Source organism: Streptomyces sp. 351MFTsu5.1 (assembly GCF_000383655.1).
Lineage (GTDB): Bacteria > Actinomycetota > Actinomycetes > Streptomycetales > Streptomycetaceae > Streptomyces > Streptomyces griseorubiginosus.
Window position 1 is genome coordinate 288,912 of sequence record NZ_KB911778.1, and the last position, 23,012, is coordinate 311,923.

General features: G+C 70.8%; 20 protein-coding genes and 1 riboswitch. Of the genes, 3 read left to right on the plus strand and 17 right to left on the minus strand.

Translation table 11 applies throughout. The features are described from left to right. Positions 1–197 precede the first annotated feature (197 nt). Positions 198–1,376 (minus strand): MBL fold metallo-hydrolase, encoded by a 1,179-nt coding sequence (locus H295_RS0110950; RefSeq protein ID WP_020135404.1) that lies wholly within the window; start codon positions 1,374–1,376, stop codon positions 198–200. A gap of 199 nt (positions 1,377–1,575) precedes the next feature. Here H295_RS0110950 and H295_RS0110955 point away from each other — a divergent pair, with 199 nt between their 5' ends. Together H295_RS0110955 and H295_RS0110960 are read left to right on the plus strand one after the other, a co-directional pair. Beyond that, a complete protein-coding gene (locus H295_RS0110955) occupies positions 1,576–2,754 on the plus strand; it encodes a glutamate dehydrogenase (protein ID WP_020135405.1) in 1,179 nt (392 codons plus the stop codon). Between the two features lie 51 nt (positions 2,755–2,805). Beyond that, positions 2,806–3,417, plus strand: coding sequence for a TetR/AcrR family transcriptional regulator (locus tag H295_RS0110960; RefSeq protein ID WP_028809248.1), 612 nt, complete (start codon positions 2,806–2,808; stop codon positions 3,415–3,417). Positions 3,418–3,585: 168 nt separating this feature from the next. On the opposite strand, the gene H295_RS0110965 is transcribed toward H295_RS0110960, so the two are convergent. The 3 genes from H295_RS0110965 to H295_RS0110975 form a co-directional block, all read right to left on the minus strand. Beyond that, positions 3,586–4,371 (minus strand): SGNH/GDSL hydrolase family protein, encoded by a 786-nt coding sequence (locus H295_RS0110965; protein WP_020135407.1) that lies wholly within the window; start codon positions 4,369–4,371, stop codon positions 3,586–3,588. 249 nt (positions 4,372–4,620) lie between these two features. Continuing rightward, a complete protein-coding gene (locus H295_RS0110970; RefSeq protein ID WP_020135408.1) occupies positions 4,621–5,556 on the minus strand; it encodes a M23 family metallopeptidase in 936 nt (311 codons plus the stop codon). Positions 5,557–5,560: 4 nt separating this feature from the next. Further along, a riboswitch (cyclic di-AMP (ydaO/yuaA leader) is annotated at positions 5,561–5,722 on the minus strand. A 302-nt stretch (positions 5,723–6,024) separates the two neighbouring features. After that, complete coding sequence (locus tag H295_RS0110975) at positions 6,025–8,100, minus strand: alpha-galactosidase (RefSeq protein ID WP_020135409.1); 2,076 nt, start codon at positions 8,098–8,100, stop codon at positions 6,025–6,027. 209 nt (positions 8,101–8,309) lie between these two features. Between H295_RS0110975 and H295_RS0110980 the strand changes: the two genes are divergently transcribed. Beyond that, the gene (locus H295_RS0110980) at positions 8,310–9,107 is read left to right on the plus strand and encodes a tyrosine-protein phosphatase (protein WP_020135410.1); all 798 of its coding nucleotides are present in this window, start codon (positions 8,310–8,312) and stop codon (positions 9,105–9,107) included. A gap of 12 nt (positions 9,108–9,119) precedes the next feature. Here the strand turns inward: H295_RS0110980 and H295_RS43120 are convergent, their stop codons facing one another. From H295_RS43120 to hpnC, 13 genes are all read right to left on the minus strand, one after another. Beyond that, positions 9,120–9,242 carry a DUF6126 family protein gene (locus tag H295_RS43120; protein ID WP_020135411.1) on the minus strand — a complete coding sequence of 41 codons (123 nt, stop codon included), beginning with the start codon at positions 9,240–9,242 and terminating at the stop codon, positions 9,120–9,122. Further along, entirely contained in the window at positions 9,239–9,844 is a 606-nt protein-coding gene (locus H295_RS0110990; protein WP_020135412.1) for a helix-turn-helix domain-containing protein, read from the minus strand. Before H295_RS0110990 ends, H295_RS43120 begins: the two co-directional genes overlap by 4 nt. Before the next feature lie 103 nt (positions 9,845–9,947). Then, positions 9,948–11,333: an aspartate aminotransferase family protein gene (locus H295_RS0110995; protein ID WP_020135413.1), complete on the minus strand. Its 1,386-nt coding sequence runs from the start codon at positions 11,331–11,333 to the stop codon at positions 9,948–9,950. After that, positions 11,330–13,249, minus strand: coding sequence for a 1-deoxy-D-xylulose-5-phosphate synthase (gene dxs, locus H295_RS0111000; RefSeq protein ID WP_020135414.1), 1,920 nt, complete (start codon positions 13,247–13,249; stop codon positions 11,330–11,332). The genes H295_RS0110995 and dxs overlap by 4 nt, the downstream gene beginning before the upstream one ends. Before the next feature lie 27 nt (positions 13,250–13,276). Continuing rightward, positions 13,277–14,431: a flavodoxin-dependent (E)-4-hydroxy-3-methylbut-2-enyl-diphosphate synthase gene (ispG, locus tag H295_RS0111005; protein ID WP_020135415.1), complete on the minus strand. Its 1,155-nt coding sequence runs from the start codon at positions 14,429–14,431 to the stop codon at positions 13,277–13,279. 4 nt (positions 14,432–14,435) lie between these two features. Then, positions 14,436–15,458, minus strand: a complete 1,023-nt coding sequence (hpnH, locus tag H295_RS0111010) for an adenosyl-hopene transferase HpnH (RefSeq protein WP_020116602.1) — start codon at positions 15,456–15,458, stop codon at positions 14,436–14,438. Positions 15,459–15,463: 5 nt separating this feature from the next. Next, positions 15,464–16,105 (minus strand): hypothetical protein, encoded by a 642-nt coding sequence (locus H295_RS0111015; protein WP_020135416.1) that lies wholly within the window; start codon positions 16,103–16,105, stop codon positions 15,464–15,466. Beyond that, positions 16,105–18,096, minus strand: a complete 1,992-nt coding sequence (gene shc, locus H295_RS0111020; protein WP_020135417.1) for a squalene--hopene cyclase — start codon at positions 18,094–18,096, stop codon at positions 16,105–16,107. Before shc ends, H295_RS0111015 begins: the two co-directional genes overlap by 1 nt. A gap of 121 nt (positions 18,097–18,217) precedes the next feature. After that, the gene (locus tag H295_RS0111025) at positions 18,218–19,282 is read right to left on the minus strand and encodes a polyprenyl synthetase family protein (protein WP_028809249.1); all 1,065 of its coding nucleotides are present in this window, start codon (positions 19,280–19,282) and stop codon (positions 18,218–18,220) included. A gap of 71 nt (positions 19,283–19,353) precedes the next feature. After that, positions 19,354–20,748 (minus strand): hydroxysqualene dehydroxylase HpnE, encoded by a 1,395-nt coding sequence (hpnE, locus tag H295_RS0111030; RefSeq protein ID WP_020135419.1) that lies wholly within the window; start codon positions 20,746–20,748, stop codon positions 19,354–19,356. Then, positions 20,745–20,894, minus strand: a complete 150-nt coding sequence (locus tag H295_RS47875) for a DUF6380 family protein (protein WP_234021591.1) — start codon at positions 20,892–20,894, stop codon at positions 20,745–20,747. The genes hpnE and H295_RS47875 overlap by 4 nt, the downstream gene beginning before the upstream one ends. Beyond that, entirely contained in the window at positions 20,894–21,844 is a 951-nt protein-coding gene (gene hpnD, locus H295_RS0111035; protein WP_020135420.1) for a presqualene diphosphate synthase HpnD, read from the minus strand. Before hpnD ends, H295_RS47875 begins: the two co-directional genes overlap by 1 nt. Then, positions 21,841–22,743 carry a squalene synthase HpnC gene (hpnC, locus tag H295_RS0111040; RefSeq protein ID WP_020135421.1) on the minus strand — a complete coding sequence of 301 codons (903 nt, stop codon included), beginning with the start codon at positions 22,741–22,743 and terminating at the stop codon, positions 21,841–21,843. The genes hpnD and hpnC overlap by 4 nt, the downstream gene beginning before the upstream one ends. Positions 22,744–23,012: the final 269 nt, after the last annotated feature.

Consider the following 23,012-nt stretch of genomic DNA (forward strand, 5'->3'; position numbering starts at 1 on the left):
CGTCACTGAGCGTGTCCATGAGGGACAACGCCGCCGCCCCCGCCACGCCCGAAAGTGCGCATCACAAAGGGGTGCCGCGCGCCCCCGGCGGAATCATCACCGCCGCAAGCACCCGACACCCCACACCACCCGAACTCAGGCCCCAGCCCTCAGGCCCCGGCCCTCAGCCTCGCAACGGAGCCCGGCCGGCAGAGCCCTCAGCCCTCCAGCACGGCCTCCGGCTCCCCCGCCGCCGTGGGCAACGCGTCCCATCCCCCGACAGGCGCCTTGGCCACCGCCCGCCACCACGGGTCGACCACCGGCACCGCGCCCGGCTCGAACGGCTCCCCCGGCCGCGGCGAAGCCATCGCGACCCCGGCCTTGTGCGCCAGAAGCATCGTCCGCTCGGCCGGCTCCGCCCACGCATGGGCCGCGAGATTGAACGTCCCCCAGTGGATCGGCAGCAGTACCCCCTGCGCCGCGTCCCCGCCCTGGAGATCCAGATGGGACCGCAGTGCCTCGTCGGGGGTCATGTGGATGTCCGGCCACAGGTCGGAGTACGCGCCGAGCTGGATCATCGTGGCGTCGAAGGGCCCGAAGGCCGCGCCGATGTCCTTGAAGCCGTCGAAATAGCCGGTGTCACCGCTGTGGTAGACCCGGTGCTCCTCGCCGGAGACCACCCAGGAGGCCCACAGCGTGTGCTGGGTGTTCCGCAGCCCGCGTCCGCAGAAGTGCCGGGCCGGCGTGGCCGTCAGCGTCAGCCCGGCGACCTGGGTCGACTCGTGCCAGTCCAGCTCGCGCAGCCGGTCCGCGGACACGCCCCAGTGCTCGAGATGCGCCCCCACCCCGAGCGGCACGGCGAACACCGTGTCCGTCCCGGCGAGTGCCTTGATCGTGGGCATGTCCAGATGGTCGTAGTGGTCGTGGGAGATCACGACCACGTCGACCGGGCCGAGCGCGGCGAGCGGCAGCGGCACCGGGTGGAGCCGCTTGGGCCCGACGAAGGGGAACGGGGAGCAGCGCTCGCCCCAGACGGGGTCGAACAGCACCCGGCGTCCGTCGATCTCGGCGAGGACGCTGGAGTGGCCCATCCAGGTCAGCCGCAGCCCGGTGGCGGGCGGCCTGGAGAGGTCGGCGAGGGTCGTGGGGTGCACCGGGATCCGGCCTTCGGGGGCGCGCCGGGGCCGGCTGTCGCTGTCGAAGAAGACCTTGGCGAAGTCCAGCGGCGAGGCGTCGGGGCGGGTCCGCGTGGGGTTCCCGCCCGGGTTCTGGAAGACGCCGTCCTTGAAGTGGGGGGATCTGCGGATGCGCGCCATGCGCTCGCCGCTCGGGTCCGCACCGAAGGCCGCGGGCTGCACCGCGCGGAGCCCGGAGCTCAGGGAACGGAAGCCGGTCACGGTACCTCCAGGTGGAGAAGCTGAGGCATCCATTATGGTCCGCCCCTCTGACAGTGCCGGGGTCTGCCCGGTCACATGCGTAAGGACGCCGCAGGAGGGGTTCACGTTGACAGGGGACCCGACCTCACGTTGACAGCACGGACCCCGATGTCAATACTGACTCCCCGTTCAGTAACCCTTCAGCCGCCCCGGAGCCCGCGTGACCACCCCCCTGCTGTCGCTCACCTGGACCGACCACGTCACCGGCCGCAATGGCTTCCTGGTCGTCGACCGGCTGGTGCGGGGTGTCGCCAGCGGCGGTCTGCGGATGCGCCCGGGCTGCACCCTGGAGGAGGTCACCGGCCTCGCCCGCGGCATGACCATGAAGGAGGCGCTGCACTACGACCCCGCCGCACGGTACGTCCCCCTGGGCGGCGCGAAGGGCGGCATCGACTGCGACCCCCGGGACCCGGAGGCGTACGCACTGCTCGTGCGCTACCTGCGCGCCATGCGCCCGTACGTCGAGAGCCTCTGGACGACCGGTGAGGATCTCGGTCTCAGCCAGGACCTGGTGGACCGGGCGGCCGCCGAGGCCGGCCTTGTCTCCTCGATCCAGGCGGTCTACCCGCTGCTCGACGACGCGACCGCGGCCCGACGGCGGCTCGCGGACGCCTTCGCCGTCGAGGTGGACGGCATCGGTCTCGACGAGCTGGCGGGCGGCTGTGGGGTCGCCGAGTCGGCGCTCGCGGCCCTGGACCGGGCCGGGGTGCCGTACGCGGGCACGCGCGTGGCCGTGCAGGGGCTGGGCACCATGGGCGGGGCCACGGCCCGCTTCCTCACCCGCGCGGGGCTCACCGTGGTGGCCGTCGCGGACATCAAGGGCACGATCCACAATCCCGCCGGCCTCGACGTCGAGGCGCTGCTGGCCGCCCGGGATCCCTACGGCACCGTGGACCGCTCCGTGTTGCGTCCCGCCGACCGTGAACTGCCCGGCGAGTCCTGGCTGTCGTCGGACGCGGAGGTGCTGGTGCCCGCGGCGGTCTCGTACGCGATCGACACCGGCAACCAGGCGCGGATCCGGGCCCGTTGGATCGTCGAGGCCGCCAACATGCCGGTCCTGCCCGCGGCGGAGGCGATGCTGGCCGCGCGCGGGGTCACCGTGCTGCCGGACGTGGTGGTCAACTCCGGGACGAACGCCTGGTGGTGGTGGACCCTGTTCGGTGACATCGACGCCGACGCGGACGCGGCCTTCTCTCACATACGGCGTTCCATGCGCGCCCTGGTCGAGCAGATGCTGGCACGCGCGGAGGCCGACGGCACCTCGCCGCGCGCCGCAGCTCACGCGCTGGTCGCGGACCGGCTGCCGGTGATCGCGGAGCGGTTCGGCTGGTACCGCTGACCTCGCCCCGGCCGGGCGGTGTGCTCCGGGCCGACGGATTAGGGTGAGCTCGTGGCGAGAGTGCGGTTGACAGTGGCCGAGCGGCGCGAGGAGCTGCTGCGGGCGGCCATCGAGCAGATCGAGGCGCGGGGCGTGGCGGCCGTCAGGATCGCCGACGTGGCGTCGGCGCTCGGGGTGAGCAACGCCCTGGTGCTCTATCACTTCTCGACGAAGGAGAAGCTGGTCGCCGCCGCGTTCACCTTCGCCGCCGAGGACGATCTCGCGCATCTGCGCAAGCTCCTCGGCCGCCGCACGAGCGCCCTGCGCCGGCTCCGCTCGGCCGTGCGCTGGTACGCCCCGACGGGCCAGGCCAAGGGGTGGCGGCTGTGGATCGAGGGCTGGGCGGTGGCGCTGCGCGAACCGGCCCTCCAGGAGGTCACCCGTGATCTCGACCGGCGCTGGAAGGCAGCCCTTGCGGAGGTGATCGCCGAGGGTGTCACGGCGGGCGAGTTCCACTGCCCGGACCCACAGGCCACGGCCCTGCGCCTCACGGCCCTCCTGGACGGCCTCGCCGTACAGCTGACGTCCTACGCCGGAGCGGTCCCCCGGACCCGCGCCCAGGAGTGGGTCGACGAGGCCTTGGCCCGCGAACTGGGCCTGGACAGGACGACGTTGACGCCGTAGCCGTAGCCACGAGCCCGCACACTGCGGACCACCCGTCGCCGCCGCCGGCCGGCCCGGCCGCCGGACAACTCCCGGCGCCGGACGGCCAACGGAGCGCTGGAACTCCCGTCGCCCGGCCCCTACGCCGTAGCCCGGTTGTCCCAGCTAACCCGCCCCGTGCTCTTGCACTCAGGCCACCGAAGCGATCCGTGTCTTGATGTCGTCCGGGGAGAGCACGCCCTTGGCCGTCACATGGTCGCCGGAGGACTCCCCGCGCAGTCGGCGGCCGATCCACGGCACCAGGAACTCCCGTGCCCAGTGGACGTCGTCGCGCCGCACGTCCAGTGGGCCGCGGGGCGGCAGCGGTGGCCATGGCTGGTCGGGGTCGGCCGGGACCTCCAGGCCGAGGACCTGCCCCGCACGGAGCGCCACACGCGTGTGCCCCTCCGCGGACAGGTGCAGCCGGTCGTGGTCCCAGGCCCGCCGGTCCTGGATCGTCTTCAGGGACCACAGATCGAGCACCGGGCACCCGTACCGGTCGGCGACGGCCCGCACATGGCCGTTGTACGTGGCGATCTTGCCGCGCAGGTGCTTGAGCACGGGCACGCCACGGGTGTCGAAGCCTGTGGTCACCATGACGGTGCCGCACGCCTCGGTGAGCCGGGCGACGGCCCGCTCGAAGCGCTCGGCGACCTCGTCGGGGTCGGTGCCGGGCCGGATGATGTCGTTGCCGCCGGCGCAGAACGACACCAGGTCCGGTGCCAGTTCGACGGCCTGCGGAAGCTGGTCCTCGACGATCTGGTCGAGCAGCTTTCCGCGCACGGCGAGATTGCTGTACCTGAATTCGCCCTCGGGCCGCCGGTCGGCGAGGAGCACCGCGAACCGGTCGGCCCAGCCGACGAACGCCCCGTCGGGGCCGGGGTCGCCGACGCCCTCGGTGAAGCTGTCCCCCACCGCCACGTACGACCCGATCACTGATCTGCTGTCATTCTTCGAATCGTCTGCCACAGCGGTTCATGATTCACCTTCGAATGTGACCTACGCGACCGTAGGAAGACCTTGACGTGCGGTGAGATAAGCCACTCCTAAAGTGTTGGCCAAACCAGGAATAGGTCCCTGATCACCACTGTTGGCGATGCGACCGCCACACCCGGAAGTCGTTACCGAACACCGAAGGCCGGACCCGGGGATCGGGGTCCGGCCTTCGGTGGCACAGGGGCGGGGTCAGCCGACGGCGACGCCCTTCGAGCGGAGGTAGGCGACCGGGTCCACGTCCGAGCCGTAGTCCGGCGTGGTGCGGATCTCGAAGTGCAGGTGCGGTCCCGTCACGTTGCCGGTGGCGCCGGAGAGACCGATCTGCTGCCCCTCGGACACGGTCTGACCGGCCGACACCGAGAGCTGCGAGAGGTGGGCGTACTGGGCGTAGTAGCCGTCGTTCAGCTTGATGACGACCTGGTTGCCGTAGGCACCGCCCCAGCCCGCGGAGACGACCGTGCCCGCGGCGACGGCCTTGAGCGGGGTGCCGGTGGGCACGACGAAGTCGACGCCGGTGTGGTAGCCGCTGGACCACATGGCACCCGCCACGTGGTACCCGGTGCCGATGGTGGCGCCGGTGACCGGCAGGGTGTAGCCGCTGGAGCTGCCGGAGCTCTGGGTCGCGGCCGCCGGCTTCGCCTCCGCCTTCTCCGGCTTCGGGGAAGATGCCTTCGGGGCGGACGACTTGGCCGGGGATCCGGTCTTCGTCGCGCCCGGGGCCGCCTTCTTGCCGATCGACAGCTTCAGGCCGGGGTGGATCAGCGAGGGGTCGTCGCCGACGGCCTCGCGGTTGTCGGCATAGAGCTTCTTCCAGCCACCGGCGACATTCTGCTCGTCCGCGATCTCCGAGAGGCAGTCGCCGACGCGCACCGAATAGGTGCGCACGGTCGAGGCCTTCGCGGTGTCTTTCCTGGCGGCGGTCCTCTCGGCCGACTTCTCGGCGGTCTTCTGCGTGACCGGAAGCGACTGAACTGCCTTTTCCGGCACCGACTGCGAGGTGGCGGCGTGGGCGCCGGTGGCTCCCATCAGCGGCAGCGCGAGCGCGGCGCCTCCGGTGCCGGCGACGGCTATCGAGCGGGTGAAGCGCTGGGACTTCGGGCGGCGGTGCTTACCCTTCGCGGGCATGACGAATTCCTCTCCGGCGCCTGCGAGGTGAGCTGTCGGGTGCGAGCTGGAGATGCCCGGCCGCGTCGGGACGCGGCTAAACCCCAAGCCTGTTCCGGAGACCGGAACAGGCGGTACTGCCTGTGGGTCCCCCGCTCCTGCCGTCACGGGTGAGTGTGTGCGGAATCCGTTCGGCGGCAGGATTGGGCGTCCGACCGGATCGGTGGCGAACGTAAACGAGCAAGACGCAAAGGGACAAGTGAGGGGTTCCGCGGGAATGCGTTCCCCTTGATCCCTTATGGGGATTACCGGTCACCCTGCGTCAATCGGAAGCCCGTCACCCACGCAAACCCCCTTGGGAATTATGCGGATTACGTGAACATGCCGTGCGACACACCGTCACGGATATGACGCTCCTCACGTCACGAATTCCCAAGATCCCGCACTTCGGAAGGAGTTGGAAAGAACCCAGCAATTCGGACAGAAGCCCTAGATGCGGCGCAGCCGGAAAACTGCCGCATCGAGGTCACCCCGCAGACCGGTGCGAAGTCCGTGATGCAGCAATACGGCCCCTCGGTGAACTTCGCCCGTTTCGAGGCATTCGTACGACGCCGTCGGGTCGAGCCCGCGCAGCCGCACCGCCGGCACGGGTTCCCCGTAGTGCTGGGCCTGAAGCCAGGCGAGCACGACCGTCTCCTCGCCGAGGACGTACTGCACCGCGCTCAGCCCGCCCCGCGGAGGACGCAGCCGGTACTGGTCGCCACGCTGGACCACGGGCCGGATCTCCTTGTAGAGGTCCACCCAGCGGCGGGCCTCGGCGAGCTCCTCCTCGGACCACTCCGTGAGGTCGCCCCCAACCCCGAGCACCCCGGCCATGGAGCTGACGAACCGGAACCTCAGCGAGCTCACACGGTCGTTGAGCTGGGTGTTGGGGCTGTCGGTGACCCAGGCGGCCATCACGCGCGCGGGGTGGATCTGGCTGAAGCCGTGCTGGATGGCGAGACGGTCGAGCGGGTCGGTGTTGTCCGAGGTCCACACCTGGTCGGTCCGGCTGAGCACCCCGAGGTCGATCCGGCCGCCGCCGCCCGAGCAGGACTCGAAGGCGACGCCGGGGTGGGCGGCACGCAGCCGGTCCAGCAGGGCGTAGAAGCCGTGCACATGGTCCACCCACAGGCGCTGCGGGTAGGGGTCCCCGGGCCAGCCGGCGTCGGTGAAGCAGCGGTTGAAGTCCCACTTGACGTAGTCGATCGGGGCGCTCGACAGCAGGGTGTCGAGCTGCTCCCAGAGGTACTCCTGGACGTCCTCGCGCGCGAGGTTCAGTACGAGCTGATTGCGGAACTCCGTCCGCTTTCGTCCCTCTTGGTACTGCACCCAGTCCGGGTGGGCGCGGTACAGCTCGCTGTCCGGGTTGACCATCTCCGGCTCGACCCAGATGCCGAACTGCATGCCGAGCGCGTGCACGGAGTCGCCGAGGGGCTTGAGACCGGCAGGGAAGCGGTCGGGGTTGGGGCTCCAGTCGCCGAGCCCGGCCCGGTCGCTGGTGCGGGTGCCGAACCAGCCGTCGTCGACCACGAACAGCTCGATCCCGGCCGCGGCGGCCCGGCGGGCCAGGGCGCCCTGCTGCTCCTCGGAGATGTCGAAGTTGGTGGCCTCCCAGGAGTTGAACAGCACCGGCCGGTCCTGGTCGGCGTCCGGGATGACGAACGCCCGCTGGTAGGCGTGCCAGGCCCGGCTCGCGCCGCCGAAACCGCCGTCGCTCCAGAGTCCGGCGAAGACGGGCGTCGTGAAGGACTCGCCCCCGCCCAGGCTGAGCAGGCCGGACTCGTCGTAGCCGGCACCGCCGGTTATCTGCACGCGCGCGTCGGGGAGTTGGGCGACGGCGATGCGCCAGGACCCCGACCAGCCGAGGGCGGCCCCGTAGACCTCGCCGCGCTCCTCGGTGGCGTCGGTGTCGAGCGCGACCCAGGGCAGGTGCTGATGGCCGGTGTGGCCGCGGCGGCTGCCGATGACCTTCTCGCCGTAGGTGAGCGGGGTCTGGGTGAGCAGGGACTCGGCGGCCCAGCGGCCGTGCAGCTGGGAGAGCCGCCAGCCGTCCTCGCGGTCGGGCAGGGTCCAGGTCGCGGAGTCGGCGCGCAGCAGCTCGACGGGGTCCGGGCCCTGGTTGACCAGGGTCACCCAGCGCTCCAGGACGTCGTGGCGCATCCGGTAGTGCAGGGTGATGGCCAGGCCGCCGTCGCGGAACCGCAGCCGCAGCTCGTCGCCCTCGGTGTCATGGGCCTCGAAGGTCCATTCGGTGCCGCGGCGCTCGGCGGTGCGCACGGACAGCGCGGGGCGGGTGAAGCGGGGGCCGCCCTCGACCGGGTACTCCTCGCGCCCGTCGAGCCGGGACTCGAAGGGCCAGTACTCCGGCAGCGGGCGCACCGCGAGCGCCTCGGCGTCGGCGAGGGCGATCCGGGGCCCCCAGTGCAGATGCAGCAGCTCGTCCTCGGGGGTGAGGTGCAGGGCGTAACTGCTGGCCGGCCCGGACAGAATCCACGTACGGCCGTTCTCGGCGATCTCCAGCATGGTGGTGCCCCTCACAGATTCGAACAGGTGCCAACAGGTGCGCTCAGGCAGCAACATCATCAATGGCCGGGGGCCCCTGCTGCAACGCCTGTGGACAACCCGATTGCCAGGCCTGTGGACAACTCATTGCCCCAGGAAGCCATGTCGTATGGTCGAGAGCGTGCCCGTCGACGAGCAGCGCCGACGGTGCCCGGCTGGGAGGAGCCCCCGTGACGCAGCAGATCCCGTCGACCGAACCCGAGCTCGCCGGAGTCCGCAACTTCCGTGACGTGGGCGGACTGCGGACGGTGGACGGACGTCGGGTGCGGTACGGGGTGCTGTTCCGCAGTGGCCACCTCGCGCACGCGACGGAGGACGACGCCGCCTTCCTGTCCTCGCTCGGCCTGCACACGATCTTCGACTTCCGCAACGCGGCGGACCAGAAGCTGGAGGGCCCCGACGTCGAGCTGCCGGGCGTCACCAATGTGAATCTGCCGCTGAGCGACCCGGCGGAGGGCACCTGGTTCTGGAAGATGGTCCGGGACGGGGACATCGAGCAGCTGCGGGAGCTGCTCGGCGACGGCAAGGCCGCGGCGCGGATGACCGGCTCCTACCGCACGATGATCAAGGAGCGCACCGCCGAGCACTCCCAGGTGGTGCGCTCCCTCGCCGAGGACAGCGTCCCCGCCCTCATGCACTGCGCGGCCGGCAAGGACCGCGCGGGCCTGGCCGTGGCGGTGACCCTGCTCGCCCTGGGCGTGGAGCGCGAGGCGATCGTGGCCGACTACCTGGAGTCGAACGCCAAGCACCGCCGCTACAAGGTCCGCCGCACCAGCACCTCCGCCGACGCGTACTCCCCCGAGGTCATGGAGCTGCTCAGCCCGCTGTTCGAAGCGCGCGCCGCATATCTGGAGGCCGCATTCGAGACCATCGAGGAGAGCTGGGGCGATGTCGACACCTACCTGGAGGAAGGTCTCGGCCTCACCCCCGAGATCCGCGAGCGGCTGCGGGAGCGCCTGCTCGACTGAGTCGTACGGCCCCTACTGTCCGGCTCCGACCTCGAAGAGCAGGTAGAGGAAGGCGGCGAAGACGTGTCCGGCCGCCAGGTAGATGAGAAGGCGTACCCACAGGGCGCGGGGAAACTTCTCCTCCATGTCGCTCATGGTGTCTCTCCAGGGGTGGGGCCCAGGCACAGGGTGGCCGTGGGACTCTGCAACAGGGTGTGGACGAACAGGAGCTCGACTCCCTCGGGATCCTGGGCGGCGATGCGGTGCGGGGTCAGCGAGTCGAAGTGCGCGCTGTCGCCGGGCCCGAGTCCGTGCGTGGCGTCGCCGAGGCGCAGGCGCAACCGTCCGCGCAGGACGTACAGCCATTCCTCGCCGGGGTGCACCCGCACGATGTCGCCCTGGGAGCCGTGCGGTACGCGCACCCGCAGGGCCTGCATGCCGCGTCCGGAGGCGCCGGCCTGGAAGTAGGTCCAGCCGCCGGCCGCGGTGGGCTCCATGTCTGCGGCGCGCACCACGGCGTCCCGGTCGACGACCGTCTCGCCGAGGAGTTCCGACACCGTCGTACCGTAGATGCGGGCGAGCGCGAGCAGCATCGGCAGCGAGGGCTGGCGCTGCCCGGTCTCCAGGCGGGAGAGGTGGGCGGCCGACAGCCCCGCGGCGGCGGCCGCGGCCTCCAGGGTGAGGGAGGCGCGGCGGCGCAGCGCGCGAAGCTGGGGAGCCACCGAGGGCAGCTCCGTGAAGGCTTCCGGGGAGCTCATGTCTCCATTCAGCCGCACCTTTGCCTCCGCGGCAAATTTCTTGCCTCAGAGGCAAAGACGTTCACAGTCCAGCCTCAGCGGAGGGCCACCGCCTGTTACGGCGTCACCGGTTGGCCACCGCCTGCTTCACCAGTGTCCTGCCGAAGTCCCACATCAGCCCGCTGCCGCTGTGCGCGTCGTCCATGACATCGGTGAAAGCGTCGACGAACCGGTCCACTTCCTTCTCGCCGACGACGAGCGGCGGGATCAGCTTGATGACCTCCAGGTGGTCGCCGGAGACCTGGGTGAGGATGCGGTGCCGCTGGAGCAGCGGTACGACGACCATCTGCGCGAACAGGCCCTTGCGGGCGGCCTGGAGCATGGTCCAGCGACCGCGCAGCTTGAGCGACCTGGGCTTGCCGAACTCGATGCCGATCATCAGGCCCCGGCCGCGGACGTCGGCGAGCAGCTCGTACTTGTCGACGAGCGCCGCGAGCCGGGACCTCAGCAGTTCGCCCGTCGCGCGGGCGTTGGCGACGATCTGCTCGTTCTCCATGACCGACAGGACCGCGAGCCCCGCCGCCATGGCCTGTGCGTTGGAGCCGAAGCTCGCCGAGTGCACCAGCACCCGGTCCATGGACGAGTAGACCTTCTTGAAGATCCAGTCCTTGCCGAGCGTGGCCCCGACCGGCACATAGCCGCCGGAGAGCGCCTTGGCCACGCAGACCAGGTCGGGCTCGACCCCGTCCTCGTGCTGGTAGGCGTAGAAGTCCCCGGTGCGCCCGAGCCCGGTCTGCACCTCGTCCGCGATGAGCAACGCCTTGTGCCGGCGCAGCAGTTCCTGCGCGGACCGCAGATAGCCGGGCGGGGCCTCGTGCACCCCCTTGCCCTGGATCGGCTCGACGACCAGGGCGGCCACGTCGCCCTTCTTCAACTCCCGGGCCAGGGCGTCGAGATCACCGAGCGGTACCGCCGTGTCGGGCAGCAGGGGTGCGAAGCCGTCCCGGAAGCCGGACTCGCCGTTGACCGAGAGCGAGCCGGTGGTCAGTCCGTGGAAGGCGTGGTCGCAGTACAGGACCCGCGGCCTGCCGGTGGCGTACCGGGCGAACTTCAGCGCGGTCTCCACCGCCTCCGTACCGCTGTTGCCGAAGAACACCCGGTCCAGGTGCGGGCTGTGGGCGAGGAGCTTCTCGGCCAGCAGCCCGGGCAGCGGCTGGCAGTCGAAGCGGGTGAGGTCGGCGAGCTGGGCGTCGAGGACGTCGTGCAGTGCCTTGCGGACGACGGGGTGGTGACGCCCGAGGCCCATCACCCCGAACCCGGCGAGCATGTCGAGGTACTCGTTGCCGTCCGCGTCCCAGAAGTACGCGCCCTCGCCGCGCTCGTAGACCTTGTCGAAGCCGATGGTGTGCAGCATGCGAGGGAGTTGGTGGTTCAGGTACTTCCCGTGCAGCTCGTACCGCTCGGCTCCGCGCTCGGCCAGGAGTCTGCCGAGGTCGAACTCCGTGCTCATTCCTTCTCCTTGACTTCGCCCTGTTGCCGCCCGACGGCTCCGACCTGGTCCTTGACGGCAAGGCTCGCGCTGATCCGCCCCGCCACCTCGACCGGCGTCAGCCCGATGTCGGCGAGCACCTCGCCGCGCTTGGCGTGCGCGAGGAACTGCTCCGGGATCCCGAACCGCCGTACCGGCACGTCGACTTCGGCGTCCCCGAGAGCCAGCGCGACCGCGGCTCCGACCCCGGCGGCCCGGCTGTTGTCCTCGACGACGGCCACCAGCCGGTGCTCGGCAGCGAGGCCCGGCAGCGCGGGGTCGACGGGCTTGACCCACCGGGGGTCCACGACCGTGCAGTCGATGCCGCGCCCCTCCAGCAGCTCGGCCGCCTGGAGGCAGACGGGCGCCATGACGCCGACGGCGACGAGAAGCACCTCGGGCCGTGCCCCGCGACGGAGCACGTCCATGCCGCCCACGTGGTCCACGGCCGGGACCGCGGGCCCCACCGACTCCTTCGGGAACCGCACCAGCGTCGGCGCGTCGTCCACGGCGACCGCTTCCCTGAGCTGCGCCCGCAGCTGGTCGGCGTCGCGGGGCGCGGCGATCCTGAGGCCGGGCACGACCTGGAGGATCGACATGTCCCACATGCCGTTGTGCGAGGCCCCGTCGACCCCCGTGACCCCGGCCCGGTCCAGGACGAACGTGACCCCGCAGCGGTGCAGGGCGACATCCATCAGGAGCTGGTCGAAGGCGCGGTTCAGGAAGGTCGCGTAGACGGCGACGACGGGGTGCAGTCCGCCCGTCGCGAGGCCGGCCGCGGAGACCGCCGCATGCTGCTCGGCGATGCCGACGTCCCAGACCCGGTCCGGGAACCGGGCGGCGAACTTGCCGAGGCCGACCGGGTGCAGCATGGCCGCCGTGATCGCCACGACGTCCTCGCGCTCCTCCCCGATCGCGACGATCTCGTCGCCGAACACCGAGGTCCAGGAAGGCCCGCCCGAGGGCGCCAGCGGCTCGCAGGTGAGGGGGTCCATCACACCGACGGTGTGGAAGTGGTCCTCCTCGTGGGCGAGGGCGGGCTCGTAGCCCCGACCCTTCTCGGTCAGGCAGTGCACGAGCACTGGCCCGTGGAACCGCTTCGCCCGCCGGAGCGCCGACTCCACGGCCCCGATGTCGTGTCCGTCGATCGGGCCGACGTACTTCAGCCCGAGGTCCTCGAACATGCCCTGCGGGGCGAAGGCGTCCTTGAAGCCCTTCTTCGCCCCGTGCAGGGACTCGTAGATGGTGCCGCCCACCAGCGGGGTCCTCAGGAGTACGTCCTTGCCCCAGGCCAGCACCTTCTCGTAGCCGTCGGTGGTGCGCAGGGTGGCCAGGTGGTTGGCGAGGCCGCCGATGGTCGGCGAGTAGGAGCGCTCGTTGTCGTTGACGACGATGATCAGCGGCCGGTCCTTGGCGGCCGCGATGTTGTTCAGCGCCTCCCAGGCCATGCCGCCGGTCAGCGCCCCGTCGCCGATGACCGCGACGACATGCCCCTTCTCGCCCTGCACCTGGCGGGCCTTGGCGAGCCCGTCGGCCCACCCGAGCGCGGTGGAGGCGTGGCTGTTCTCGACGATGTCGTGCTCGGACTCCTCCCGCGAGGGGTAGCCCGACAGACCGCCCTTGCCGCGCAGCTTGGAGAAGTCCTGACGCCCTGTCAGGATCTTGTGCACATAGCTCTGATGGCCGGTGTCCCAGACGATGCGGTCGACCGGCGACTCGAAGACCCGGTGGAGCGCGATGGTCAGTTCCACCACCCCCAGGTTGGGCCCGAGGTGGCCGCCGGTCCTGGCGACCGCGTGCACCAGGAACTCCCTGATCTCTTCGGACAGTTCACCGAGATCCGATTCGGACAGCGCCTTCAGGTCGCGTGGTCCCCGGATGTTCTCCAGAATGGTCACGCTCGGGCCCCCTTCGGTCCGTGCTGTTCAGCTCACGGTGACGGCGGGCTCCCCCGAGGCGCCGTCCTTCTCCATCTGTTCGGCGATCTTCATCGCCTCCTCGATGAGGGTCTCCACGATCTTCGACTCCGGGACGGTCTTGACGACCTCGCCCTTCACGAAGATCTGCCCCTTGCCGTTGCCGGAGGCGACCCCCAGGTCCGCCTCCCGCGCCTCGCCGGGACCGTTGACCACACACCCCATCACCGCGACCCGCAAGGGCACTTCCATGCCCTCCAGACCCGCCGTGACCTCGTCGGCCAGCTTGTAGACGTCGACCTGCGCCCGCCCGCAGGACGGACACGACACGATCTCCAGGCGCCGCTGCCTGAGCCCCAGCGACTCCAGGATCTGGATGCCGACCTTGACCTCCTCGGCGGGCGGGGCGCTCAGGGACACCCGGATGGTGTCGCCGATGCCCCGGGACAGCAGCGCCCCGAAGGCCACGGCCGACTTGATCGTCCCCTGGAACGCGGGCCCGGCCTCCGTGACCCCCAGGTGGAGCGGATAGTCGCACTGCTCGGCCAGCTGCTGGTACGCGCTGACCATCACCACGGGGTCGTTGTGCTTCACCGAGATCTTGATGTCCCGGAACCCGTGCTCCTCGAAGAGCGACGCCTCCCACAGCGCGCTCTCCACCAGCGCCTCCGGCGTCGCCCTGCCGTACTTCTGGAGCAGCCGGCGGTCCAGCGACCCGGCGTTGACCCCGATCCGGATCGGCGTGCCGTGGTCCTTCGCGGCCCGCGCGATCTCCTTGACCTTGTCGTCGAACTGCTTGATGTTGCCCGGATTGACGCGTACGGCCGCGCAGCCGGCCTCGATCGCCGCGAACACGTACTTCGGCTGGAAGTGGATGTCCGCGATCACGGGGATCTGCGACTTGCGCGCGATGGTCGCCAGCGCGTCCGCGTCGTCCTGCGTGGGACAGGCGACGCGGACGATCTGGCAGCCGGACGCGGTGAGTTCGGCGATCTGCTGGAGCGTGGCGCCGATGTCCGACGTACGGGTCGTCGTCATCGACTGCACCGACACCGGGGCCCCGCCCCCGACCGCCACCGGCCCGACCATGATCTGCCGCGACACGCGCCGCTCGGCGATCGGCCGGACCGGTACCTCGGGGACGCCCAAGGGAATGGCGGTCATGGCACTACTCGCGGTTTCCGGAGACCGTCTCGCGCATGGCGCGCAGCGACTCCTTGAGCGAGCCCATGGTGGCGAGGACGGCGGTGGGCTCGTAGCCGCAGTGCGCCATGCAGTTGGCGCAGCGCGGGTCCTTGCCGCGGCCGTACTTGTCCCAGTCGGTCTCCTCGATGAGTTCGCGGTACGTCGGCACGTACCCGTCGCTCATCAGGTAGCAGGGGCGCTGCCAGCCGAACAGGGAGTAGTTGGGGATCGCCCAGGCCGTGCACGGGAAGTCGACCTTGCCCTCCAGGAAGTCCAGGAAGAGCGGGGAGTGGTTGAGCCGCCACTTCTTGCGGTTGCCGCCCGCGAAGGCCTTCTTGAACAGCTCGCGGGTCTGCTCCACGCCCAGGAAGTGCTCCTGGTCGGGCGCCTTCTCGTAGGCGTAGGCGGGCGAGATCATCATCTCGTCGACCTTGAGGTCGTCGTTGAGGAAGTTGAGCACCTCGATGATGGTCTGCGGGGTGTCGGTGTTGAAGAAGGTCGAGTTGGTGGTGACCCGGAAGCCGCGCCGCTTGGCCTCCTTGATCGCCTCCACGGCCTCGTCGAACACGCCCTCCTTCGCCACGGACTCGTCGTGCCGCTCGCGCAGCCCGTCGATGTGCACCGCGAAGGCGAAATAGGGGGAGGGCGTGAACTTGTCCATCTTCTTGCGCAGCAGCATCGCGTTGGTGCAGAGGAAGACATACTTCTTCTTCGCCACCAACTGCCGCACGATCTCGTCGATCTGAGGGTGCATCAGCGGCTCACCGCCGGCGATGGACACCATCGGCGCACCGGACTCCAACACCGCCCCGACTGCCTGGGCCACCGGCATGCGCTGCTTGAGCACCCCCGCCGGATGCTGGATCTTGCCGCAGCCCTCACACTTCAGGTTGCATGCGAAGAGAGGTTCCAGCTCCACGATCAGAGGGAACTTGTCCCGCTTGCGGAGCTTCTGTTCGGCCAAGTATGTAGCGACCTTGATGGACTGACGCAGCGGCATGGCCATCTGGCTCACCTCCGGGGGAGCAGCAAGGAACGGTGCCATTCGTAGAAAGCGGGAAGGACGGAACGAAGGACGCGGAAGGCCGATATTCCACCGCGTACCGTGCCGATCCGGACGAGTTCATGTTGTGGAGCGTCCACGACCACCCGGACGGCCGCAACGGGGCGCTCGCCCGCGCGCACGGCGCTCAGGAGCGTGGCCGCGGACTCCATGTCGACCGCGATCGCGCCGGTCGCGAGCAGCTCCGACCGCTCGTGACCGCGGACGACGTGATCGGAGCCGGTGAGAGGTCCGGTGTGCACCGTACGTCCCGGTACGGCCTGTACGAGCTCCTTGACGAGTAGGTCGGTCTGCATACAGGGAACGGTTCCGTCCGGATCCCGGGTCTCCTCGGCGACCACCAGGTCGCCGGGGTGCATCCCGGGGGCGAGGCCCGCACAGAAGCCGGTGGCGAGAACGGCGGCCCCGTCGAGCGCGGGGTTCGCGAGGGCCTCGGTGACGGCCCGTTCGGCCGCCCTCGGCCCCATGCCGGTCCGGAGCACGGTGACCGGCCCGCCGGCCCCGCCGCGGTCACCGGTGCGCAGGGCGAGGTGCTCGATGCCGAGGGCGCAGGCGATCAGCAGGGGGGCGGTGGCGGGCCCGGCGCTCATCAGAGGGCCTCGGTCCGGGAGAACGGTTCTCCATGGACGTAACGGCCCAGCGCGGTGAGCGGGAAGACCTGCCGGTAGAGGTGGTAGTTGATGGAGAAGTCCCAGGGGAAGCCGGTTCCGGTGAAGTAGGGTTCGTCCCAGGAGCCGTCCTCACGCTGGGTGCTCGCGAGCCATGCGATGCCGCGCTCGACGGCCTTGGATTCCCTCTCCCCCGCCGCGAGCAGCGCCATCAGCGCCCAGGCGGTCTGGGAGGCCGTGGAGGCGCCGCGGCCGCTCCACTCCTTGACGTACCGGTAGGAGCGCAGGTCCTCGCCCCAGCCGCCGTCGTCGTTCTGCACCGTCTCCAGCCAGGCGACGGCCCGGCGGATCGCCGGGTGCGCGGCGGGCAGTCCGGCGGCCGTGAGCGCGGGCACCACCGACCCGGTGCCGTAGATGTAGTTGACGCCCCAGCGTCCGAACCACGAGCCGTCCGGCTCCTGTTCGGCGAGCAGCCAGTCGATGCCGCGCCGCGTGCGCGGGTCGTGCGAGAGGCCCTCGATTGCCAGCATCTCCACCACGTGGGCGGTGACGTCGGCGGACGGCGGGTCGATGACCTCGCCGAAGTCGCAGAACGGCAGGCGGTTGGGGAACGGGCTGGTGTTGTCGACGTCGAAGGCGCCCCAGGCGCCGTTCTTCGACTGCATCCCGAGGTTCCAGCGCACCCCGCGCCCGATGGCCCGCTCGACCCGCTCGGGGTCGTGGTGCCGGACCCGGCGCAGCGCGAGGACGACCTCGGCGGTGTCGTCGATGTCGGGGTAGTTGTCGTTGTGGAACTCGAACGCCCATCCTCCCGGCGGGAGTTGGGGACGCTTGACGGCCCAGTCGCCGGGCCGGACGATCTCCTCGCCGAGCATCCAGTCGGCCGCCCGGAGGAGCTGCGGATGGTCGGCGGGCACTCCCGCGTCGACGAGGGCGATGGTGGCGAGGCAGGTGTCCCACACCGGCGACTGACAGGCTTCGATCATCCGGGACCCGTCCTCGCGCCAGATGGCGAAGCGGTCCAGGGACTCCAACCCGGCCCGCATGACCGGGTGTTCGAGGTCGTAGCCGAGCAGGTGCAGGGCGATCACCGAGTACACGGCGGGGGGCTGGATGCCGCCCCAGCAGCCGTCGTTCTCCTGCCGCTCGATGATCCAGCGAGCCGCGGAGTTCATCGCGGCTCTGCGGAGTCTGCGCGGGGCGACCTTGCGCAGCTGGTGCAGGGCCTTGTCGAGCCGCTGGAAGGCTCCGTCCCAACTCGCCACCGGGGCGAGCGGCTTGGCCGGGTTGGGGTCGGCCGGGTCGGCGTGCAGTTCGTCGAGCGGGAAGGGCGCGGGCCGCACCGGGCGCTTCGCGGAGACGATCGTCAGCGGGACGATGGTCTGGCGGGCCCAGCAGCCGAAGTCGTAGATGTTGAGAGGAACCCACTTGGGGAAGTAGATGAGCTCCGGCGGGAGTTCGGGCAGGTCCTCCCACTTCCACCAGCCGAACAGGGCGAGCCAGATCCGCGTGAACACCCGGGCGGAGGCGATCCCGCCCTGGGCGCGGATCCACGCGGAGGCCTTCGCCATGTGCGGGGCGTCCGGAGCGTCGCCGTCCATGCGAAGGGCGACGTACGCCTCGACGGTGGTGGAGAGTTCGCCGGGACCGCCGTAGAAACTGGCCCAGGTGCCGTCCTCGCGCTGCTCGCCACGGATGAACTTCGCGGCGGCCCGGGTGGTCGACTCGTCGCGGATGCCGAGGAACTGACGGAGCAGCAGGTCCTCGGCGTCCATGGTGACGTTGGTCTCGAGGTCGCCCTTCCACCAGCCCTCGGCGTCCTGCCGGGCGAGCAGGTGGTCGGTGGCGCGCTGGACGGCGCGCACGGCGGCTTCTTGTACCCCGGCCGCCACGGGAGTGTCGAGACGGGTTTCGCTGGCCGCGGCAGCCCGGGGCGGCAGGGCCCCGGTGCTTCCGTCGGTCGTCGCTGTCATGGCTTCCCCTTCGTGCAGTGTGCAATGTGGTGCTCTGCTGTGGGTCCGCCGTCGGCCGGTGCCTTTCCTTTCCTCGCAGCACCGGCCGGCGACTACGCGAGGGCTATTCGGCCGATAATGATCATCTCTTTCGTACGACGACGAAGTCGGCCAGCGCCGTGAACTGCGCCCGCACCCGCTCGGGCATGTCGACGGCGTCGAGGGCTTCGATGGCGATGGTGTGCTGACGGCGGGCTTCCGCCGCCGTCCACTCGCGGCCGCCCGCTTCCTCGATGAGGGCGGCACGGGCCGCGAACTCCTCCTCGGAGAAGTTCTCGAAGTCGCTGCTCTTGGCGTCGGCGGCGAGGATCTCGCCGAGCCGCTCGGAGGCGGCACCGCCCGCCGCGAGCGCGGCCACGACCGGCAGGGACTTCTTGCGCTGACGCAGGTCGCTCCAGGTCTGCTTGCCGGTGGAGACCGGGTCGCCCCAGATGCCGAGGAGGTCGTCGACGGCCTGGAAGGCGAGGCCGAGGTGGTAGCCGTACTTCTCCAGGACGTCGGCGGTGCGGTCGTCGGCGCCGCCGAGGACAGCGCCGATGGAGCAGGCGCAGGCGAGCAGGGCGCCGGTCTTGTTGCCCTCCATCTCCAGGCACTCCTCGACGCTGACGCGGTCGCGGTGCTCGTAGGAGATGTCCTGGGCCTGGCCGTCGATGAGGGCGCGGGTGGCGGTGGTGAGGCGGCGGGTGGCGCGGCCGGCCTCGACGGTGCCGAGCTCCAGCAGGACCTCGTTGGCGAGGGCGAACAGCGCGTCGCCGACCAGGATGGCCTGGGCGGGTCCGTGCACCTTCCACACGGTGTCGCGGTGGCGGCGCTGCTCGTCGCCGTCCATCAGGTCGTCGTGCAGCAGCGAGAAGTTGTGGACCAGTTCGACGGCGACCGCGCCGGGGATGCCGGTCTCCGGAGCCGCGCCGGTGACCTCGGCCGAGAGCACGGCGAGGGCGGGGCGCACGGCCTTGCCGCCGTCGCCGTCCGCGGGGTTGCCCTGGGCGTCGATCCAGCCGAAGTGGTAGGCGGAAACGGTGTCCATCGGGGGCGCGAGACGGTCGACGGCCGCCTTCAGCACCGGTGTGGCCAGGGTCCGGCCGCGCTCCAGGAGCGCGGTCACGTCCACCGCGGTCCTCCGAGCAGCCGTCTCGGCGGGGGGCACAGTGGGCACAGTCTCTCCTCTTGTTGCGGTACCGGAGGTGCTGGGGCCGGATACGCCGTGCTGGTCGAGCATCACGCGGCCTCCTCGACGTCGAAGAGGCGGGCGGGGCGGGGCCGGCCCAGGGTGCTCAGTACGGCGTCCGCCGCACTCACACCGCTGCGGACCGCACTCTCCATGGTCGCGGGCCACCCTGTGGCGGTCCACGCGCCGGCCAGGTAGAGGCCGGGGGCTCTGGTACGGGCGCCGGGCCTGAGCCGTCCGACGCCGGGGGTCGGGGCGAACGTGGCCGTGCGCTCCCTGGTCACGAAGAAGTCCTTGACCTCGGCGCCGCGCGTGAGCGGGAGCAGCCGCTCCAGCTCGGGCAGGTACCGCTCGCGCAGCTCGGCCACCGGTGAGTCGATCTCGTCCTGCGCGGCCGACTGGGACAGGGCGAGGTACTGGCCCGCACGCAGTCCGGAGGCGTCTGTGCGGTCGAAGACCCACTGCACGGGGCTGCCGAGGGCGGCGAAGAACGGTGTGTCGAGCACCTTGCGGTCATAGACGACATGGACGTTCAGGATCGGCGCGGTGCCGATCGCCCGAAGATTTTCCGGGGCGTCGAGCGCACCCTCGGGCAGCAGGTCAGCGGCCTCGCCCTGGGCCACGGCGAGCACGACCGCGTCCGCGCGGAGCGTCTCCCCGGGAACCTGGACGCTCCAAGTGCCGTTGTCGTCAGTGGAGATGGAGGTGACGCGTGTACGGACCTCGGTACGCACGCCCGCGGAGTCGAGCGCCTTGCGGGCCAGCCGGTCGTGCAGTTCACCCAGCGGGACGTGAGCCCAGCCGATGTCGGCCGCGCCCGGGTCGGACAGCAGACCGGTCTTGAACACCATCGCGGCGAGCCCCAGCGAGGCGTCGCCCGCGACCGCGTTGAGGGTGGCGACCCCGACCAGGTCCCACAGGGCCTCGACGGCACGCGCCGACTGACCGTGCGCGGTCAGCCAGCTGCCGAAGTCCTGTGCGTCCAGGCTCGGATCGGCGAGGTCGAGTCCCTTGAGCGCTAGCGCGGCACGCCCCACTTTGGCGCGCTCGGCGAGCGAGAGATGCGGGTACGTGGCGAGGCTACGCCCCAGATGCAGGGGCACCGGCAGCGCGTCGCGCCGTAGTCTGCCGAGCCGTCGGCCCGCGGGCCGGTCCGCGTCGAGAACGGGCACGTCGAGACGATCCTGCAAGGGTGCCAGCGCCGTGCCCTCGATGCGGTCGAGAAACCAGCGGTAGGCGGTGCAGCACCGCAGGTAGACATGCTGGCCGTTGTCGACGGTCAGGTCGCCGCGCTGGAAGGAGAAGGCGAGTCCGCCGAGGCGGGGCCGTCCTTCGAGCAGGGTGACGCGGACTCCGGCGTCGGCGAGCGCGAGCGCGGCGGTGATCCCGGCGAGCCCGCCGCCGATCACGACGGCGTCCCGCGCCGGCTGCTGCCCGTCGGTCATCGCACACCCTCCCCTGCGCGGCCGCCGTGCTGCGGGAACGGCGCACGGCCGACCGTCGCAGTCAGGGACGCCGTCCTGGAGCGGAGGGTTGCGTGCCGCTTTCCTCCTGCGGCATCACCTTGGACCGGATTGTCCACATCTCCCATCAGGCGCGCCTCCTGACGGTCTGTCGCGTCACGTGCCGGGCGTCCAGCCCCGACAGGCCGCGAACCGCGACGAACGCCTTCTCGCGTCCGGGGAGCGAGACCCGGCCGCGCAGCACCGCCTCGGGGTCGCGCTCGATGCGGTCGAGCAGCCGGCGGTAGATGCCGGCCATCGCGGCGACACAGGCACCGCTGCGCCGGTCCAGCATGGGGAGCAGCCGGTAGCCCTCGGCGAAAAGGGCGCGGGCCCGACGCACTTCGAAGTGCACGAGGCCCGCGAAGTCGGCTCCCTCGGGTGGTTGCGACCCCTTGAAGCCGGCCGAGCAGCCGAACTTCGCGAGGTCGTCGGCCGGGAGATAGGTGCGGCCGCCCTCGGCGTCCTCACGGACGTCTCTGAGGATGTTGGTGAGCTGGAGCGCGAGACCGAGCGTGTCGGCATACTCCGGCGCGCGTTCGGCGGCGCGCGCCCCGGGTTCGGTGCCGAAGACGCCGAGCGAGAGCCGCCCGATGGCGCCCGCCACACAGCGGCAGTACACCTTCAGGTCGTCCCAGGTCTCGTAGGTCTCGCCGCGTACGTCCATCAGGACGCCGTCGATCAGTTCGTCGAGGCCGCCGAGCGGGATCGGGAAGGTCTCCGCGGCATGGGCGAGGGCGACGGCCACCGGGTCGGTGTCGTCCTCGTCGACCGAACCCTCGCGCACCCGGGTCAGCATCGCCCGGGTGTCCTCGAGTCTCGCGGCCTTGACGTCGTGCGCCAGCGCGCCGTCGCCGATGTCGTCGACGCGCCGCGAGAACGCGTAGAGCGCCGACATCGCGCGCCGCTTGGACGTCGGCAGCAGCCTGATGCCGTACGCGAAGTTGCGCGCCTGCTGTCCGGTCACTGCCTCGCAGTAGCTGTAGGCGGCGAGTACCGGTGCGGACACGTGCGACGGTGACTCCACGGTCCGGATCACCCCTCTCCTCGCAGAGCGACGCCCACCTCGCGCAGCAGCTGGAGCTTGCCGGGCTTGGGCGGGCCGGGAAGTACGTCGTGTTCTGCGGCGGCGATCGCGCGGAGCGCCGCCCTTCCCCCCGCCACGAACCCTGCGAGCAGCAGCTTCAGTCTGCCGTGGACGCTACCCACCAGGGGGGCGCCTTCATTCAGGAGTTCGCGGGCGCGTTGTGCTTCGTATGCAACCAGAGCGCGCACCGATGCGCCTGCGCTTTTCGGGGCGAGATCCGCCTCCTGGACATGAAAGCGCTTCATGTCCGCGGCGGGCAGATAGATCCGGTCGCGGCCGAGGTCCTCGGCGACGTCCTGGAGGTGTTCGACGATCTGGAGGGCGGTGCAGATCGCGTCGGAGAGGCGGACCCTCTCGGGGGTCGAGGTGCCGGTGACGGCGAGCACGAGACGGCCGACGGGGTTGGCGGAGAGCTCGCAGTAGGCGAGCAGGTCGTCGTAGGTCTCGTAGCGGGTGACGAGCTGGTCCTGGCGGTTGGCGGCGATCAGGCCGAGGAAGGGCTCGGGGCTCAGCGCGCAGCGGCGGACCGTGGGCTGGAGGCGGCGCAGCAGGGGGTGGTGCGGGGTGCCGTCGAAGACCCGGTTCAGGTCGGCCTCGAAGGCGTCGAGCAGGAGCAGCCGGTCCTCGGCCTCCTCGGGCGACACGCCGAGCAGCCGGGCGTCGGCGCCGCCGGGGGCGAGATCGCCGTCACCGATGTCGTCGACGAGGCGCGCGAAGCCGTAGACCGCCATGAGGTCGGCGCGCCAGTCCCTGGGCAGGAAGAAGGGGGCCACGGGGAAGTTCTCCGCCGCGGCCTTGTCGAGCGTTCCGCGCTCCGTCGCTCCGGGGCGCGTCGTGCCGGTCTCCGTCATCGCTGCCTGCCTGGGGCGGGGACGGCACGTGCTGCGCTGAGCTGGGGAGTTTCCGAAGCCATTGCCGTCACATCTCCCGTTCTACACCGCCGACCCAATACACACTATTTCGGACACGCCGCCCGGCCTTCCGCACGGTGTCCCTGTGCGCGGGTGTCGCGCATTATCGCCCCACTTGCCGCGATTGGGCACCGGTACAGCTTACGTTGTACAACGCGCCGAGGATCGTCGGGGTGTCCTGCGCATCACAACAACACACCGATTGGCCC

Excerpts from the sequence above, each read along its gene's own strand:
- shc (WP_020135417.1), bottom strand. The coding sequence starts at position 18,096 with ATGACAGCGACGACCGACGGAAGCACCGGGGCCCTGCCGCCCCGGGCT.
- H295_RS0110975 (WP_020135409.1), bottom strand. The coding sequence starts at position 8,100 with ATGCTGGAGATCGCCGAGAACGGCCGTACGTGGATTCTGTCCGGGCCG.
- ispG (WP_020135415.1), bottom strand. The coding sequence starts at position 14,431 with ATGACCGCCATTCCCTTGGGCGTCCCCGAGGTACCGGTCCGGCCGATC.
- H295_RS0110990 (WP_020135412.1), bottom strand. The coding sequence starts at position 9,844 with ATGAGCTCCCCGGAAGCCTTCACGGAGCTGCCCTCGGTGGCTCCCCAG.
- H295_RS0110995 (WP_020135413.1), bottom strand. The coding sequence starts at position 11,333 with ATGAGCACGGAGTTCGACCTCGGCAGACTCCTGGCCGAGCGCGGAGCC.
- hpnC (WP_020135421.1), bottom strand. The coding sequence starts at position 22,743 with ATGACGGAGACCGGCACGACGCGCCCCGGAGCGACGGAGCGCGGAACG.
- hpnH (WP_020116602.1), bottom strand. The coding sequence starts at position 15,458 with ATGGCCATGCCGCTGCGTCAGTCCATCAAGGTCGCTACATACTTGGCC.
- hpnE (WP_020135419.1), bottom strand. The coding sequence starts at position 20,748 with ATGACCGACGGGCAGCAGCCGGCGCGGGACGCCGTCGTGATCGGCGGC.
- H295_RS0110970 (WP_020135408.1), bottom strand. The coding sequence starts at position 5,556 with ATGCCCGCGAAGGGTAAGCACCGCCGCCCGAAGTCCCAGCGCTTCACC.
- H295_RS43120 (WP_020135411.1), bottom strand. The coding sequence starts at position 9,242 with ATGAGCGACATGGAGGAGAAGTTTCCCCGCGCCCTGTGGGTACGCCTT.
- H295_RS47875 (WP_234021591.1), bottom strand. The coding sequence starts at position 20,894 with ATGGGAGATGTGGACAATCCGGTCCAAGGTGATGCCGCAGGAGGAAAG.
- H295_RS0111015 (WP_020135416.1), bottom strand. The coding sequence starts at position 16,105 with ATGAGCGCCGGGCCCGCCACCGCCCCCCTGCTGATCGCCTGCGCCCTC.